This is a genomic window from Microbacterium sp. zg-B96, from assembly GCF_030246865.1.
Classification (GTDB): Bacteria; Actinomycetota; Actinomycetes; order Actinomycetales; family Microbacteriaceae; genus Microbacterium.
Window position 1 is genome coordinate 1455035 of sequence record NZ_CP126738.1, and the last position, 15830, is coordinate 1470864.

At 70.0% G+C, this 15830-nt stretch carries 13 protein-coding genes; all 13 read right to left on the reverse strand.

Annotated elements, in window-relative coordinates:
• Window positions 1–45: 45 nt before the first annotated feature.
• Window positions 46–942, reverse strand: coding sequence for a guanylate kinase (gmk, locus tag QNO11_RS06710; protein WP_257509842.1), 897 nt, complete (start codon window positions 940–942; stop codon window positions 46–48).
• A complete protein-coding gene (gene pyrF, locus QNO11_RS06715; protein ID WP_257509841.1) occupies window positions 935–1777 on the reverse strand; it encodes an orotidine-5'-phosphate decarboxylase in 843 nt (280 codons plus the stop codon). Before pyrF ends, gmk begins: the two co-directional genes overlap by 8 nt.
• Complete coding sequence (gene carB, locus QNO11_RS06720; RefSeq protein ID WP_257509840.1) at window positions 1774–5058, reverse strand: carbamoyl-phosphate synthase large subunit; 3285 nt, start codon at window positions 5056–5058, stop codon at window positions 1774–1776. Before carB ends, pyrF begins: the two co-directional genes overlap by 4 nt.
• The gene (carA, locus tag QNO11_RS06725; RefSeq protein ID WP_257509839.1) at window positions 5051–6202 is read right to left on the reverse strand and encodes a glutamine-hydrolyzing carbamoyl-phosphate synthase small subunit; all 1152 of its coding nucleotides are present in this window, start codon (window positions 6200–6202) and stop codon (window positions 5051–5053) included. Before carA ends, carB begins: the two co-directional genes overlap by 8 nt.
• Entirely contained in the window at window positions 6199–6723 is a 525-nt protein-coding gene (locus tag QNO11_RS06730) for a PH-like domain-containing protein (protein WP_257509838.1), read from the reverse strand. The genes carA and QNO11_RS06730 overlap by 4 nt, the downstream gene beginning before the upstream one ends.
• Window positions 6720–8042 carry a dihydroorotase gene (locus QNO11_RS06735; protein WP_257509837.1) on the reverse strand — a complete coding sequence of 441 codons (1323 nt, stop codon included), beginning with the start codon at window positions 8040–8042 and terminating at the stop codon, window positions 6720–6722. Before QNO11_RS06735 ends, QNO11_RS06730 begins: the two co-directional genes overlap by 4 nt.
• A complete protein-coding gene (locus tag QNO11_RS06740) occupies window positions 8039–9004 on the reverse strand; it encodes an aspartate carbamoyltransferase catalytic subunit (RefSeq protein WP_257509836.1) in 966 nt (321 codons plus the stop codon). Before QNO11_RS06740 ends, QNO11_RS06735 begins: the two co-directional genes overlap by 4 nt.
• Window positions 9001–9531, reverse strand: a complete 531-nt coding sequence (gene pyrR / locus QNO11_RS06745) for a bifunctional pyr operon transcriptional regulator/uracil phosphoribosyltransferase PyrR (RefSeq protein ID WP_257509835.1) — start codon at window positions 9529–9531, stop codon at window positions 9001–9003. The genes QNO11_RS06740 and pyrR overlap by 4 nt, the downstream gene beginning before the upstream one ends.
• 71 nt (window positions 9532–9602) lie before the next feature.
• Window positions 9603–11180, reverse strand: a complete 1578-nt coding sequence (locus QNO11_RS06750; protein ID WP_257509834.1) for a Rieske 2Fe-2S domain-containing protein — start codon at window positions 11178–11180, stop codon at window positions 9603–9605.
• Window positions 11181–11259: 79 nt separating this feature from the next.
• Window positions 11260–14208 (reverse strand): DEAD/DEAH box helicase, encoded by a 2949-nt coding sequence (locus QNO11_RS06755; RefSeq protein WP_257509833.1) that lies wholly within the window; start codon window positions 14206–14208, stop codon window positions 11260–11262.
• Window positions 14209–14277: 69 nt separating this feature from the next.
• A complete protein-coding gene (nusB, locus tag QNO11_RS06760; RefSeq protein ID WP_257509832.1) occupies window positions 14278–14688 on the reverse strand; it encodes a transcription antitermination factor NusB in 411 nt (136 codons plus the stop codon).
• Window positions 14689–14701: 13 nt separating this feature from the next.
• Entirely contained in the window at window positions 14702–15262 is a 561-nt protein-coding gene (gene efp, locus QNO11_RS06765; protein ID WP_257509831.1) for an elongation factor P, read from the reverse strand.
• An 86-nt stretch (window positions 15263–15348) separates the two neighbouring features.
• Window positions 15349–15813, reverse strand: a complete 465-nt coding sequence (gene aroQ / locus QNO11_RS06770) for a type II 3-dehydroquinate dehydratase (protein ID WP_257509830.1) — start codon at window positions 15811–15813, stop codon at window positions 15349–15351.
• Window positions 15814–15830: the final 17 nt, after the last annotated feature.

Here is a 15830-nt window from a genome sequence, read left to right on the forward strand (position 1 = left end):
TGGGGGCGTTCGCGACGACCGAGGGATGCCGCGTGGCGCGCGGGGTCAGCCCGCGAGCTGGGCGACCTCGTCGGCGGCGCGGGCCACGTCGTCGTTGACGACGTGGAAGTCGAACTCCCCCTGCGCGGCGAGTTCCTTCTTCGCGGTGCGCAGGCGCCGGGCACGCTCCTCGTCGTCCTCGGTGCCGCGGCCCACCAGGCGCTGCACCAGTTCGTCCCAGCTGGGCGGCAGCAGGAAGACCAGCGTCGCGCTGGGCTCCGCGGCGCGTACCTGACGGGCGCCCTGCAGATCGATCTCCAGCAGCACCGTGCGCCCCTCGGCCAGCGCCGCCTCGATGGGCGCGCGCGGGGTGCCGTAGCGGAACCGGTTGTGCACGGTGGCGTGCTCGAGCAGCTCGCCGTCGGCGATCATGCGGTCGAACTCCGCATCCCCGACGAAGTAATAGTGCTCGCCTTCGACCTCCCCGGGGCGCGGGGCACGGGTCGTCGCCGAGACCGACAGCACGATCTCGGGGTGGTGCTCCTTGATCTCGGCGGCCACCGTGCCCTTGCCCACGGCGGTCGGCCCCGCCAGCACGATCAGCCGGCTGCGTCCGTCCCGCGGGGTCGGCTCCGGCCAGCGGTCGTCGAGGAAGCCCTGCAACGCGGTGCGCTGGCGGCTGCCGAGGCCCCCGAGGCGCTTGACCGGCGAGATGCCCAGATCCGCCAGGATGCGGTCGCGCTTGCCCTCACCGATCGCGGGGATGGCGGTGAGGAACTCCGGCACGCGCATCGCACCGGCGGGCGAGCCGGGCTCGGCAAGGCCGCGGCGCAGCAGTTCCTGCGGCGTGATCACGCGCGTTGCGACATCGCGCTTGAGCGCGGCGCGTTCGCGGCGGGCGGCGACGGCGCGGCGGGATGCCGCGGCACGGTCGACCTCGGGTGGGTGCTGAGCGTCAGCCATGGTCCACTTTCGAATAGAGCGCGGCGCGTTCGGCGATGCGCTGGGCGATCCCCGTCGGCCCCGCCGACAGGATGCTGCGGCTCTCGCTCGCCACGACCGGCGAGCGGAGAACCCGGAACTGGTCTTCGAGATCCCCCGGCTGCGCGCCCTGCGCACCGTAGCCCGGCGCGAGGATCGGCGCGGGCGGCGTCACGGCGCTGCCGAGCCCCGCGAGGTGCAGGTCCACGGTGGCGCCGACGACGAGGCCGACACTCCCCCACTCGCCGTCGGGCGTCGTGCGAGCGTTGAAGGCCGAGACCTCTTCGGTCACCCGAGCGGCGACGGTGCGCTCCTCGACGAGGGCGGACTGCAGGACGCGGGCTTCGGGGTTGCTGGTGGCGGCGAGCACGAACCCACCTTTACCCACCGAGACGGCGTATTCCAGCGTCCCAGTGAGCGCACCCACGCCGAGATAAGGGCTGAGGGTCACCGCGTCGGCCTCCAGGGGCGAACCCGGAGTCAGCCAGGCGCGCGCATAGGCGTCCATCGTGGTGCCGATGTCGCCGCGCTTGGCGTCGGCGATCACCAGCAGCCCGGCCGCTCGCGCCGCCGCAAGCACGTCTTCCAGGGCTGCGAAGCCGGCCGACCCCCACCGCTCGAAGAACGACACCTGGGGCTTGATGACACCGACCCGGCCGGCCGCGGCATCCACCACCCGCAGTCCGAACTCCCGGGTGCCCGCCGCGGAGGCCGGCAGCCCCCACTCGGCCAGCAGCTGCTCGTGCGGGTCGATCCCGACGCAGAGGGGTCCCTGCGCCGTGAGCGCCTCGCGCAGCCGCCGGCCGAACGTGGTCATCGCGCGGCCCGGTCGGCGGCGTACTCCTGCAGGCTCCGCACGCGGAACCCCTCGCGCAGTACCGGCAGTGCGCTGACGGCGGCACCGAGCACGGCCATCGTGGTGAACAGCGCCTTGTCGGCGGCGACCGCCGCCGCACGGATCTCGTACCCGTCGGCACGGGACAGCCCACCCGACGGCGTATTCACGACGATGTCGATCTCGCCGGCGTTGATGAGATCGACGATGTTCGTGTCACCGCTGTCGAGCGTCTCGGAGTACTTGCGGACGACCTTCACGCGGATGCCGTTGCGTGCGAGGATCTCGGCGGTGCCCTCGGTCGCTGCGATCGTGTACCCGAGCTCCTGCAGCCGGTGGGCAGGCAGGATCACGGCGCGCTTGTCGTCGTCGGCGACCGAGATGAACACGGTCCCGGTCAGCGGCATCCCGCCGTACGCGGCGGCCTGGCTCTTGGCGAACGCCGTCGGGAAGTCGCGGTCGATGCCCATGACCTCACCGGTGGAGCGCATCTCCGGGCCGAGCACGGAGTCGACCATGCGGCCGTCCTTGGTGCGGAACCGCTTGAACGGCAGCACCGCCTCCTTCACCGCGATGGGCGCGTCCAGCGGCACGCGAGAGCCGTCCTGCTCGGGCAGCATCCCCTCGGCGATGAGCTCGGCGATCGTGGCTCCGACCATGATGCGGCTGGCGGCCTTGGCCATCGGAATGCCGAGCGCCTTGGAGACGAACGGCACCGTGCGGCTGGCGCGGGGGTTGGCCTCGATGACGTAGAGCACCCCGGCACTGACCGCGAACTGCACGTTCAGCAGCCCGAGCACGCCGACGCCCTCGGCGATCAGCCGGGTGGCCTCGCGGACGCGGTCGATCTCGTTCCGGCCGAGCGACATCGGCGGCAGCGTGCAGCTGGAGTCTCCGGAGTGGATGCCGGCTTCTTCGAGGTGCTCCATGACGCCGCCGATGTACAGCTCGGTGCCGTCGTACAGCGCGTCGACGTCGATCTCCACGGCGTCGTCGAGGAACCGGTCCACCAGCAGCGGCATGCCGGGGCCGATGATGGCCTGGTCGGCGATGCGGACGAAGTAGTCGTGCAGGCTGGGGGTGTCGTAGACGATCTCCATGCCGCGGCCACCGAGCACGAAGCTCGGCCGCACCAGCACCGGGTAGCCGATGCCCTCGGCCACCGCGACGGCGCCGTCCGCGTCGATCGCGGTGCCGCTGCGCGGCGCCACCAGCCCGGCCTGATCGAGCAGCCGCGAGAACAGTTCGCGCTCCTCGGCCAGGTCGATCGCGGCGGGCTGGGTGCCCAGGATCGTGTAGCCGGCGTCTTCGATGCCCTTCGCCAGGCCCAGCGGGGTCTGCCCGCCCAGCTGGCACACGACACCGAGGATGGTGCCCGACTTCGCCTCGGCGTGCAGCACCTCCAGCACGTCCTCCAGCGTCAGCGGCTCGAAGTACAGCCGGTCGCTGGTGTCGTAGTCGGTGGACACCGTCTCGGGGTTGCAGTTGACCATGACCGTCTCGTACCCGGCGTCCGACAGCGCGAACGACGCGTGCACGCAGGAGTAGTCGAACTCCACGCCCTGGCCGATGCGGTTGGGGCCGGAGCCGATGATGACGACCTTGGTGCGCTCCGACGCGGTGACCTCGGTCTCGAAGTCATAGCTGGAGTAGTGGTACGGCGTCTGCGCCGGGAACTCGCCCGCGCAGGTGTCGACGGTCTTGTACACCGGTCGGATCGACAGGGCGTGGCGGATGCCGCGCACTTCGGCTTCCGGGATGCCCCGCAGCTGGCCGATCTGCGCGTCGCTGAACCCGTGGTCCTTCGCGGTGCGGAGGGTGTCGGCATCCAGCTCGCCGGCGGCGTGCACGAAGTCGGCGACCTCGTTGATGAGGACGATCTGGTCGAGGAACCAGGGGTCGATGCCGGTGGCCTCGAACGCCTGCTCGATCGTCGCGCCCTTGCGCAGGGCCTGCTGCAGCACGACGATGCGCCCGTCGGTGGGCGTGCGTGAGACCTCGAGCAGCTCGTCCACGGACCGCGGCTCGTCGCCCCAGTGGAAGCTGGAACCGCGCTTTTCCAGCGACCGCAGCGCCTTCTGCAGCGCGGTGGCGTAGTTGCGGCCGATCGCCATCGCCTCGCCCACGGACTTCATGGTGGTGGTGAGGGTGACATCGGCTGCCGGGAACTTCTCGAAGTTGAACCGCGGCACCTTCACCACGACGTAGTCCAGCGTCGGCTCGAAGCTGGCGGGGGTCACCTTCGTGATGTCGTTGGGGATCTCGTCGAGGCGGTAACCGATCGCCAGCTTCGCGGCGATCTTGGCGATCGGGAAGCCGGTGGCCTTGGATGCCAGCGCGGAGGACCGCGAGACGCGCGGGTTCATCTCGATGACGATGATCCGGCCGGTGGCGGGGTCGACGGCGAACTGGATGTTGCAGCCGCCGGTGTCAACGCCCACGGCGCGGATGATGTCGATGCCGATGTTGCGCAGCTTCTGGTATTCGCGGTCGGTGAGAGTCAACGCCGGCGCGACGGTGATCGAGTCGCCGGTGTGCACGCCGACGGGGTCGACGTTCTCGATCGAGCAGACGACCACCGTGTTGTCGGCGGTGTCGCGCATGAGCTCGAGCTCGTACTCCTTCCACCCGAGGATGGACTCCTCCAGCAGCACCTCGGTCGTGGGCGAGTCGCGCAGGCCCGCGCCGGCGATGCGGCGCAGGTCCCGCTCGTCGTAGGCGAAGCCCGAACCCAGGCCCCCCATCGTGAACGAGGGGCGCACGACCAGCGGGTAGCCCAGCTCGTCGGCGGCCGCGAGAGCCTCGTCCAGCGTGTGGGCGATGCGGGAGGCGGCGACGTCGGCGCCGGCGTCCAGCACCAGCTGCTTGAAGATCTGCCGGTCCTCGCCCTTGTTGATCGCCTCGAAGCTCGCCCCGATCAGCTCCACGTCGTACTTCTCGAGGACGCCGTTGTTGTGCAGGTCGATGGCCGCGTTCAGCGCGGTCTGGCCGCCCAGGGTCGGCAGGATGGCGTCCGGGCGCTCCTTGGCGATGATCGTCTCGATGACCTGCCACGTGATCGGTTCGATGTAGGTGGCATCGGCGAAATCGGGGTCGGTCATGATCGTCGCCGGGTTGGAGTTGACGAGGATGACGCGTACGCCCTCTTCGCGCAGCACGCGGCAGGCCTGGGTGCCGGAGTAGTCGAACTCGCACGCCTGACCGATGACGATCGGGCCGGAGCCGATGACCAGGACGGAGGTGATGTCTTCGCGCTTAGGCATTCTTCGTCTCCAGGGTCGCGACGACGAGGTCGCGGAAGCGGTCGAAAAGGTAGTTGGCGTCGTGCGGTCCGGCGGCCGCCTCGGGGTGGTACTGCACCGAGAACGCCGGGATGTCCAGGGCCCGCAGCCCCTCCACGACGTTGTCGTTGAGGTCGACGTGGCTCACTTCCACCCGGCCGTAGCCGCTCGGGCTGTCGGTGACGCCCTCGATCGGCGCGTCGACGGCGAAGCCGTGGTTGTGCGCGGTGATCTCGACGCGGCCGGTCTGCTTGTCCAGCACGGGCTGGTTGATGCCGCGGTGGCCGAACGGCAGCTTGTAGGTGCCGAAGCCGAGCGCGCGGCCCAGCAGCTGGTTGCCGAAGCAGATGCCGAAGAACGGCAGCTTCTCATCCAGCACCGAACGCAGCAGCACGACGTGATCGTCGGATGCCGCGGGGTCGCCGGGTCCGTTGGAGTAGAACACCCCCACCGGGTCGATCGCGAGGATGTCGTCGATCGTGACGTTCTGCGGCAGCACATGCACGTCGAACCCGCGGGCGGCGAGGTTGACGACGGTGGACTGCTTGACGCCGAGGTCCAGCACCGCCACGGCGCCGATGCGCTCGCCGACGGCGGGGGTGACCTCGGCGGAGGCGACGGAGACCTGCGCGGAGAGGTTCTGACCGGCCATCTCGGGCGCCTCGCGCACGATGCGCAGCTGCTCCTCCGGATCGATCCCCGCGGCGGCGCCGCTGAAGATGCCGCCGCGCATGCTGCCGGCGGCGCGGATGTGGCGCGTGACGGCACGCGTGTCGATGCCGCTGATGCCCACCACGCCGTCGGCGACGAGCGCGTCGTCCAGCGACGAGTCGGCGCGCCAGTTCGATACGACGCGGGAGGGGTCGCGCACGATGTACCCGGCCACCCAGATGCGGCGGGATTCGGGGTCTTCGTCGTTCATGCCGGTGTTGCCGATGTGCGGTGCGGTCTGCAGCACGATCTGGCCGGCGTAGGACGGGTCGGTGAGGGTCTCCTGGTAGCCGGTCATGCCGGTGGCGAACACCACCTCGCCGAGGGTCGTGCCCTGCGCGCCGTAGGCGCGTCCGGTGTGGCGTGTGCCGTCCTCGAGGACGAGCACAGCGGGGTCGCGAGTGAAGGTGGTCACGCGTCGTCTCCTGTCGTGGGAGCGGGATCGGAAAGCTGCAGCAGTGCGTCCACGAGGGCGCGTGCGGAGGTCTCCTGGGGTCGGAAGTAGGAATCGACGAGGGCGTCGCCGCCGTCGTGGGTGGGGATGCGCCAGTCGAGGCGGGCCAGGCCGTCACGCTCGACGACGCGGTCGATCGTCACCGTCGCCTGCGCCGCGCCGGCGATCTGCCCGCGGGGGATGAACAGGCGCGGCTGGCCGACGAGGTCCAGTGCGATGCCGGCATCGGTGACGGTGACATCGGCTTTGGAGCGGAACCCGAGCCGGCGGATCGCGAGACGCTCCAGCGGCTCGCCGTGCCGGGTCGTCGCCACGTACAGCACCGGGAAGACGCCGATGACGGATGCCGCTTCGGGCACCTCGCCCTCGGGCGCGACCAGACCGGCGTCACGCCGGCCGCGTCGTCGCCAGCCCCAGGCCACCAGGCCCAGCAGCCCGACGGCGAATGCCGCGACGATCAGCAGCGCCAGCTCCTGCGTCATGCGATGACCTCGCCGCTGTGGCGCAGTACGCCGTCGGCGACGGTCGGCGCTCCTCGGTGGATCGTCCAGCGCACCTCACCGGGAAGCTCGCGGTCGATGTAGGGAGAGTTGACGCTGCGTCCGCGGAGGTCCTCGCGACCGAACCGGCGCACCGGGGCGGGGTCGTAGAGGGTGAGCGATGCGGCCTGGCCGGCGGCGATCGGGGTGCCGTGGTCGGCGAGCCGCCCGATGCGGGCCGGTGCGGTCGACATGACGCGGGCGACGTCGTCCCAGCCGAGCAGGCCGGTGTCGACCATCGCCTGCTGGACGACCCGCAGCGCGCTCTCGAGCCCCACCATGCCGTTGGCCGCCGCCTGCCATTCGCAGGCCTTCGCCTCGGTGGGATGCGGGGCGTGGTCGGTCGCGACGATGTCGATCGTGCCGTCGGCGAGGCCTTCCCGCATGGCCTGCACGTCCTCTGCGCGGCGCAGCGGCGGGTTCACCTTGTAACGGGCGTCGTAGTCGCGCACGAGCTCTTCGGTCAGCAGCAGGTGGTGCGGGGTGACTTCGGCGGTCACGGCGATGCCGCGCTTCTTCGCCCAGCGGATGATGTCCACCGAGCCGGCCGTGGACAGGTGGCACACGTGCAGCCGGGAGCCGACGTGCTCGGCAAGCAGCACGTCGCGCGCGATGATCGACTCCTCGGCGACGGCGGGCCACCCGGCCAGGCCCAGCTCGGCCGACACGGTGCCCTCGTTCATCTGGGCGCCCTCGGTGAGGCGGGGATCCTGCGCGTGCTGGGCGATGACGCCGTCGAACGCCTTCACGTACTCCAGTGCCCGGCGCATGATGAGCGGATCCCACACGCAGAAGCCGTCGTCGCTGAACACCCGCACCCGGGCGCGTGAGGAAGCCATGGCGCCCAGCTCCGCCAGGCGCTCACCCTTCTGGCCCACGGTGACCGCGCCGATCGGCTGCACCGTGACGTACCCGGCGGCCTCGCCGAGGGCGAGTTCCTGCTCGACGACGCCTGCGGTGTCGGCGACAGGCGACGTGTTGGGCATAGCGAACACCGCCGTGTAGCCGCCGGCGGCGGCGGCGCGGGAGCCGGTGAGGATCGTCTCGGACGCCTCGTAGCCGGGTTCGCGCAGGTGGGTGTGCAGGTCGACCAGACCGGGGAGCGCGACGAGCCCGTCCGCGTCGATCACGGTGGCGCCGGCGCGGCTGAGACCCGTGCCGACCTCGGCGATGCGGTCGCCGTCGATCAGGATGTCGGCGGTGCGCTCGTTGCCGGTGCCGTCGTGGATGCTGGCGCCGCGGATGAGGAAGACCTCGGTCATCGTCCGTCCTCCTCGTGTCGTGCGCGCTCGCCTGCCAGCAGCAGATAGAGGGCGGCCATCCGCACGGACACGCCGTTCGTCACCTGTTCGAGCACAGTCGAACGGGGCGAATCGGCGGCGTCGGCGGAGATCTCCAGGCCCCGGTTCATGGGACCGGGGTGCATGACAATGCTATCGGCCGAAAGGCGACCCACACGCGCGGCATCCAGCCCCCATCGGCGGGAATACTCCCGCTCAGTGGGGAAATACGCCGCATTCATGCGCTCCAGCTGAATTCGCAGCATCATCAGCGCGTCCACGCCCTGGTCGATCGCCTCGTCCAGGTCGTAGCGGATCTCCACCGGCCAGGCCGACACATCCTGCGGCACCAGAGTGGGCGGCGCGACCAGGGTGACGGTGGCCCCCAGGGTCGTCAGCAGCCAGACGTTGGAGCGGGCGACACGCGAGTGCAGCACGTCGCCGACGATCACGACCCGCAGCCCGGTGAGGTCGCGGCCCCGGCTGTCCGCGCCGAAGAAGCGCTTGCGGATCGTGAAGGCATCCAGCAGCGCCTGGGTGGGGTGCTCGTGCGTGCCGTCCCCCGCGTTGACGACACCGGCGGTGATCCACCCGCTCGTGGCGAGGGTGCGCGGCGCTCCGGACGCGCCGTGGCGGATGACGACGGCATCGGCCCCCATCGCCTGCAGCGTCTGGGCGGTGTCCTGGAGCGATTCGCCCTTGGATACCGATGAGCCCTTGGCGGAGAAGTTGATCACGTCGGCGGAGAGGCGCTTTGCGGCGGCCTCGAACGAGATGCGGGTGCGGGTGGAGTCTTCGAAGAACAGGTTCACCACCGTCTTGCCCCGCAGGGTCGGCAGCTTCTTGACCTCACGGCGCTGGGTGTCGGCCATCTCTTCGGCGACGTCGAGGATGCGCAACGCGTCGTCGCGGGTCAGGGTGCGGGTGTCGAGCAGGTGCCTCATGACTCGATCGTCACCTCCTCGACGCCGTCGACTTCGGCCAGGCGCACGTTGACGCGCTCGTCGCGGGCGCTGGGGAGGTTCTTGCCGACGAAGTCCGGCCGGATGGGCAGTTCCCGATGCCCGCGGTCCACCAGGATCGCCAGACGCACCGCTGCGGGACGCCCGATGTCCTGCAGGGCGTCGAGCGCGGCGCGGATGCTGCGCCCCGAGAACAGCACATCGTCCACCAGCACCACGGTCTTGCCGTCCACACCCCCGGCGGGGATCTGGGTCGGCTGCGGCGCGCGGGTGGGGTTGCGGTGCAGGTCGTCGCGGTACATCGTCACGTCCAGCGCGCCGACGGGGACGCTCCGGCCGCCGAATTCGGTGACGAGCGCGCCGACGCGTTCGGCGAGGGTGACGCCACGGGTGGGGATGCCGAGGATGACCAGATCCTCGGGCCCTCGGTTGGACTCCAGGATCTCGTGAGAGATCCGAGTCAGCGCTCGGGCGATGTCGGCTTCGTGCAGCACAGTGCGCGTGCTCATCCGCCGCTCCCTTCTCCGCCTCACAGGACGGGGTTAAAGGTTGCTGGGTGTGTGTGCTGCTCAGCCTATCGTCACGCGGCGGGGGTGACGGCGGCCCGGTGCAGATCGTCCTCTTCCACGTGGCTGGCACGGATCGGGTGACCGAGTGTCGACAGGCACTTGCCGGTCGTCAGATCCCACTTCCAGTCGTGGAGCGAGCAGGTGAGCACATCGCCCTCGATCTTGCCGGTCTTGGACAGATCGGCCCGCAGGTGCGGGCAGCGGCGCTGCACGGTCCAGTCGCCGAGCTGGATATCCTCCGACACGTCGGACTGTTCGGCGTACCAGTTCTCCACATACTCGATGCGGTCACGGGACAGGCACTTGAAGAATGTGTAGATGAACTCGTTGAACTTGCCCACCCGGCCGGCCTGGAACTGCATCGACAGGAAGATCGAGTTCGACCAGTCGATCTCGCGCTCGGCGATGTTGGTCGAGACGAGGTCGGCGGGAATCGTGAACCAGTAGTTGGTCTCCTCCCCCGCGTACTCGCGCACCTTGGCCTTGGGGAAGTCGATGCACACATCCAGGTCGCCGATGGTCATGCGCACCGGCCCGCCCACGCCCTCACGGAAGATGCGGCCGCGGCGCAGCAGCGGCTCCCACCAGGCCTTGAGCTCGGCGAGCATCTCCTGCGGCGGCAGCACCGGGGCGCGGGAGGCCTCTTCGGCGCGGATCTCTTCCTGGCGCGTCGCGCGCTGCTGCTCGAGGTAGCCCCACTTGTCGGCGAAGATCTGCTCGATCTCGGCTTCGGTGTACAGGGTCTGCTCGATCGTCTGTTGCCCGTGCTCGATGGTCACCACGGTGCCGGGGATGAAGATGTGGCCGTCGTACTGCGGGGCCTCTTGCTTCATCCGGGCCAGGAACTGCGCCTGGTCGGTGAAGATCGAGTCGTTCTGCTCGCCCAGCCCGTTGTAGCGGAACAGGTCGTCCCGCAGGAACATCGGCGGGCCGGCCATCGGGTACACGTGCGGGGCGTCGACCTTCTCGATGTAGAACATCGCCCGCTTGTGCTGCGCCTCGCGCTTGAGGGCGGCGAAGTTGACCTTGGCGTCCTGGGGCAGGTCGTAGACCATCGGCCACCAGATGGCGCCGGAGAACTGGGTGAAGTACGCCTCCGGCTTGCCGAAGCTCAGCAGCTTCTCGAGATCCAGCGGGTGCGAGTCGTTCTGGTTCAGGATCGACGCGGTGCCGTCGTCGACCGACAGGCTGGAGTCGCCGATGGGGCCGTCGCTGGGGGCGCGCAGCGGCGTGATCATGAGCCGCAGTGCGCCGCGCTCGATGACCTCACCTGCGCGCGTGTAGGTGATGTTGTCGTAGCCGAGCCGGCGCAGATCCTGCTCGAGGTCGTCGGTGGGGTAATCCGGCAGCAACACCTCGATGTCCTTGCGGACGTACTTCTCCAGCATCCACGGGTCGAAGTGGTCGCGGTGGCGGTGCGAGATGTACAGGAAGTCGGCGTTGCCGTAACGCTCCCAGTCCAGCGCCCGATTGTCGGGGAAGACGAACCACGACCCATAGAACGACGACTTGATCACCGGGTCACAGAGGATCGTGCCGCCTGCCGTCTCGATGAACATGCCAGCGTGGCCCAGACCCGTGATGCGCATGGAATCCTCCCGTGTGGAACAGCTCCCAATTCTACGTGGCGCCCGGCGTGGGAATGATCAGCGCCGCCGTGACTAACGGCTATACGTCGAACAGTCCGCGGATGTCGTCGGCGGTGAGCGCCTGCGAAAACAGGTCGTCGTCGTCCATGACCGCCTGGAACAGCCGCGCCTTGCGCTGTTGCAGTGCCATGACCTTCTCCTCGATCGTGCCCTCCGCGATCATGCGGTAGACGTTCACCGGGCGTGTTTGCCCGATGCGATGGGTGCGGTCCACCGCCTGCGACTCGGCGGCGGGGTTCCACCACGGGTCCAGGAGAAACACGTAGTCGGCCTCGGTGAGGGTGAGCCCGAACCCGCCGGCCTTCAGGCTGATGAGGAACACCGGCGCGTCGCCGTCGCGGAACGCGGAGATGACCTCCTCTCGGCGCCGGGTGGAGCCGTCGAGCCAGGCATACGCGATCCCGGCGGCATCCAACCGGCGTGCCGCCAGCTGCAGGAAAGACGTGAACTGACTGAACACCAGCGCGCGGTGGCCCTCGGCGGCCAGTTCGGTGAGGTGTTCCAGGAGCGCGTCGAGCTTGCTCGAGCCCAGCCGGGTGTGCCGGCCGTCGATGAGGGCCGGCGCGAGACTCAGCATCCGCAGCAGCGTGAGGGAGCGGAACACGATGAACCGCTGCCGGTCGAGGTCGTCCAGCAGCCCCAGCACCTTCTGCCGCTCCCGCTGCAGGACGGTGTCGTACAGCGCGCGGTGCTCGTCGCTGAGCGTCACCCACAGCTGCTGCTCCTGCTTGGGCGGCAGGTCGCCGGCGACGAGGTCCTTGGTGCGGCGCAGCAGGAACGGCCGGATGCGGCGACGCAGCCGCTCCAGGCGCCGGGCGCGATAGGGCGCGCCCTCCGCGTTCTCGGGGGTCTTGCCCTGCTCGATCGGCCCGACGTACTCCTGGCGGAACTGCCGCGCCGAGGGGAACAGCCCGGGTGCGGTCAGCGACAGCAGCGCCCACAGTTCGGTGAGGGTGTTCTCCAGCGGGGTGCCGGTGATGGCGAACGTCACGTCGGCGTGCAGAGCCTTCACCGCGCGGTGGAGCTTGGTGGCCGGGTTCTTGACGAACTGGGCCTCGTCGAGGATGAGCCCCGCCCACTCCACCGCGGCGTACTCCTGGTCGCCCAGGCGCAGCAGCGTGTAGGAGGTGACGACGATGTCCGCCCCGGCGGCGAGATCGGCCACCGTGACATCGCGCCTGACGGCGCTGGCATCGATCGTGCGGACCACGAGGTCCGGGGCGAACCGCTCGGCTTCGGTGCGCCACGTGGCCAGCACCGAGGTGGGCGCGACGACGAGGAAGGGCCGCCGCTCCCCCGCTTCGCGGGTGTGGGCGATGAGCGCGAGGGTCTGCAGGGTCTTCCCGAGCCCCATGTCGTCGGCGAGGATGCCGCCCAGGCGCTGCCGCCACAGGAACGCCAGCCAGTCCAGCCCCTCCTGCTGGTAGGGGCGCAGCTCGGCCCGCAGCTGCGCCGGGACGGGCGTCGGCGGCACGGTGGTGGTCTCCCGCAGCGCCTCGACGGTGGCCCGCCACGCGACGGCGGGTTGGGCCTGGTCGGCGAGGTCCTCGAAGTCGGACCACAGCGCCGTCTGGTACCTGCTGATGCGGGGGCCGGTGTCCCACTCGTCCAGTTCGGCGGCTTCCTCGAGCAGTTCCCGCAGTCGGTCCAGCGCCGGGTGGGCGAGGGAGAAGTACCCGCCGTCGCTGAGCAGCAGTTTGCGTCGGCGCCGGGTGAGGGCCGTCAGCAGCGGGGTGAAGGGGATGCGCCGCCCGTCGATGGTGACCAGGATGCCGAGATCGAACCAGTCGGCATCGGTGCTCTCCACGGTGGTGACGGTGATCTCCGGAATGCCGGTCAGTTCCCGGTAGGTGCGGCGGATGCCGGTGACGTCGCTGTGGACGCCCTCGATCCGCTCCAGCGCCGGCAGCACCGCGGCGGCGAACTCGGCGGCATCCGCCCCGGTGAAGGAGCCGGCGGGCGTGAACGGCAGGTCGCCGGCGCTGCGCCATGCCGCCTCGACGCGGGCCTGCAGCTGCTGCTCGAAGGCGGCGTCGCGATCGGCGCTCGCCGGGGAGTCGTACGGCACCGGGGGTGCCCCCGCGTAGCGCCAGGTCAGCGCCACCTCCACCCGGTCGGCCGGTTGGAACCGCACCGCGACCTCCAGCCGGGGCGGCAGCGCGGGTGGGGGGTGGATGCCACGGCCGAGGCTCACGGGCGTCTGTCGGGTCAGCCGCGGCAGGTGGTCGCGCAGGAACTCGTCGGCCTCTGCCGCCGGAACGATCACGGGAGACCGCGACTGCAGCAGTGCGTGAGCGGCGTCCGGCACCGCAGCCGGTGCGAGCGTCACCGCGATGCGCTCCCCCACCGCATCGAACCGGTACAGGCCGACGTGACCGATCGTGCGGACGGTGCCGGCATCCACCGGGGCGCCGTCGATCATCACCTGTGCGGCCACCGCCAGCCCGTGGCCGTTGCGCTCGGCGTGGAGGGAGACCGCCGCCTCCCGGGCGAGGGCCACCGTCTGGTGCGGCTTGGGTGCGGTCAGCGGGATCCCCCGCGTCTGCGCGGCGGCCAGGTGAGCCCACAGCAGGTGGGATTCGACGTCGTCCAGCGTCAGCCACTCCGACCCGTCCGGCATGGTGCCGAGGGTGCGCGCGTCGCGGGCGATGCTGTACAGCTCCACGAACCAGCGCCCCTGCGCGGGGTCGTATCGGTGCCCAGGGCGGCGCAGCGCATCCCAGGACACCTGGCCCTTGATCCAGCCGCGCACGCTGCGCTCCAGCGGTCGCAGCGCCAGTGACAGGTCGTCGCTGGAGTGGTGCAGTCCGCGTGCTGTCGCCGTCTCGACGCGAGTGGGCGCCCACCGCGACTCGGCACGCCGCACCCGCTGGCGCAGTTCCACGCCGAGCGCGAGCCCGGGCACGGCGCCGGCGGGCGCCGGCGCGGTGAGCACCTCGCGCCAGTCGGGCGTCGCGCGCGAGGTCATGGCCTCATCCTCACCGACCCCGCCGACATGGCCGGCAGGGTCGGCAGGTGAACCGCGGCATCCGCCCGGTCAGGACGCGCGTGCGATGCGGGCGAGCACGCCGTGGACGAACGACCCGGAGTCGTCGGTGGAGAACTCCTTGGCCAGTTCCACGGCCTCGTCGATCGCGACGGCGGCGGGGACCTCGTCGTTGTGCAGGATCTCCCACGCGGCCATCCGCAGGATCGCGCGGTCGACGGCGGGCATGCGGGCGAGAGTCCAGTCCTTCGAGACGGTGGTGATCTGCTCGTCGATCTCGTCGCGGTTGTCGATGACACCGTCGACGATCTCACGGGCGTACAGCCAGGATGCCTCGCGGGCGGGTTCGTTCGCGGCGCGCTTGGCCTCGGCGGCCAGGGTCACCCCGAGGTCGTCACCGCGGATGTCGGACTGGTACAGGATGTCGAGGGCGCGCTTGCGTGCCTTGGTGCGTGCACTCATGAAACGGCGGCGCTCAGCTGACGCGGCCGAGGTAGTCACCCGTGCGGGTGTCGACCTTGACCTTCGTGCCCTGCTCGACGAACAGCGGCACCTGGATCTCGTAGCCGGTCTCCACGGTCGCGGCCTTCGTGCCGGCCGACGAACGGTCGCCCTGCAGGCCCGGCTCGGTGTAGGTGATCTCGAGCACGACGGATGCCGGCAGCTCGACGTACAGCGGGTTGCCGTTGTTCATCGCGATCTGCACCTGCTGGTTCTCCAGCAGGAAGTTCTTCGCGTCGCCGACGACTGTGGCCGGCACGTTGATCTGGTCGTAGTCGGCCACGTCCATGAACACGAAGCTCTCGCCGTCGTTGTACAGGTAGGTGAAGTCGCGACGATCGACGTTCTCGATCTCGATCTTGGCGCCGGCGTTGTACGTGCGGTCGACGGTCTTGCCCGACACGACGTTCTTGAGCTTGGTGCGCACGAAGGCGCCCCCCTTGCCCGGCTTGACATGCTGGAACTCGATGACGTTCCAGAGCTGGCCGTCGATGCTGAGGACGACGCCGTTCCTGATGTCTGCGGTGGATGCCATGGGAAGGGAAGGTCCATTCGTGTGAGGGATTCGGGCACCGCGTGCGGGCCCGGCGTCGATTCTACGGGATACGGCGCGGTGCGCTCTCAGCCTTCGGCGTGACCGGTGATGACATCCAGCAGCAGTGACACCGCGCGGGCGTACCCCGCGACCCCTTCCCCGATCACGTGGACAGCGGCGACGTCGGCGACGTAGGAGTGGTGACGGAACTGTTCGCGGGCGTAGATGTCCGAGACATGCACCTCGGCGACCGGCAGCGCCACACCGCTCAGCGCGTCCCGCAGTGCAATGGACGTGTGGGTGAGCCCACCGGGGTTGATCACGATGCCGGCGCAATCCTCACGCGCGGCGTGGATGGCGTCGATGAGCACCCCTTCGTGGTTGCTCTGCACGGCGCGCAGCTCGAAGCCACGCGCGGCCGCGGCATCCGTTGCGATCCTCTCGACGTCGGCGAGGGTCTCCCGGCCGTACAGGGCGGGTTCGCGGGTTCCCAGCAAATTGAGGTTCGGGCCGTTGACGAGCAGGAGTCTGCGGGGGGTGGGGGTGGTCACCCTGGCACCTTACTGCC

Excerpts from the sequence above, each read along its gene's own strand:
- QNO11_RS06730 (WP_257509838.1), bottom strand. The coding sequence starts at position 6,723 with ATGACGCAGGAGCTGGCGCTGCTGATCGTCGCGGCATTCGCCGTCGGG.
- QNO11_RS06740 (WP_257509836.1), bottom strand. The coding sequence starts at position 9,004 with ATGAGGCACCTGCTCGACACCCGCACCCTGACCCGCGACGACGCGTTG.
- pyrF (WP_257509841.1), bottom strand. The coding sequence starts at position 1,777 with ATGACCACGTTCGGCCGGCGGCTGCGCGAGGCGCTCACGGCGCAGGGA.
- carB (WP_257509840.1), bottom strand. The coding sequence starts at position 5,058 with ATGCCTAAGCGCGAAGACATCACCTCCGTCCTGGTCATCGGCTCCGGC.
- pyrR (WP_257509835.1), bottom strand. The coding sequence starts at position 9,531 with ATGAGCACGCGCACTGTGCTGCACGAAGCCGACATCGCCCGAGCGCTG.
- QNO11_RS06755 (WP_257509833.1), bottom strand. The coding sequence starts at position 14,208 with ATGACCTCGCGCGCGACGCCCGACTGGCGCGAGGTGCTCACCGCGCCG.
- efp (WP_257509831.1), bottom strand. The coding sequence starts at position 15,262 with ATGGCATCCACCGCAGACATCAGGAACGGCGTCGTCCTCAGCATCGAC.
- QNO11_RS06750 (WP_257509834.1), bottom strand. The coding sequence starts at position 11,180 with ATGCGCATCACGGGTCTGGGCCACGCTGGCATGTTCATCGAGACGGCA.
- QNO11_RS06735 (WP_257509837.1), bottom strand. The coding sequence starts at position 8,042 with ATGACCGAGGTCTTCCTCATCCGCGGCGCCAGCATCCACGACGGCACC.
- gmk (WP_257509842.1), bottom strand. The coding sequence starts at position 942 with ATGGCTGACGCTCAGCACCCACCCGAGGTCGACCGTGCCGCGGCATCC.
- nusB (WP_257509832.1), bottom strand. The coding sequence starts at position 14,688 with ATGAGTGCACGCACCAAGGCACGCAAGCGCGCCCTCGACATCCTGTAC.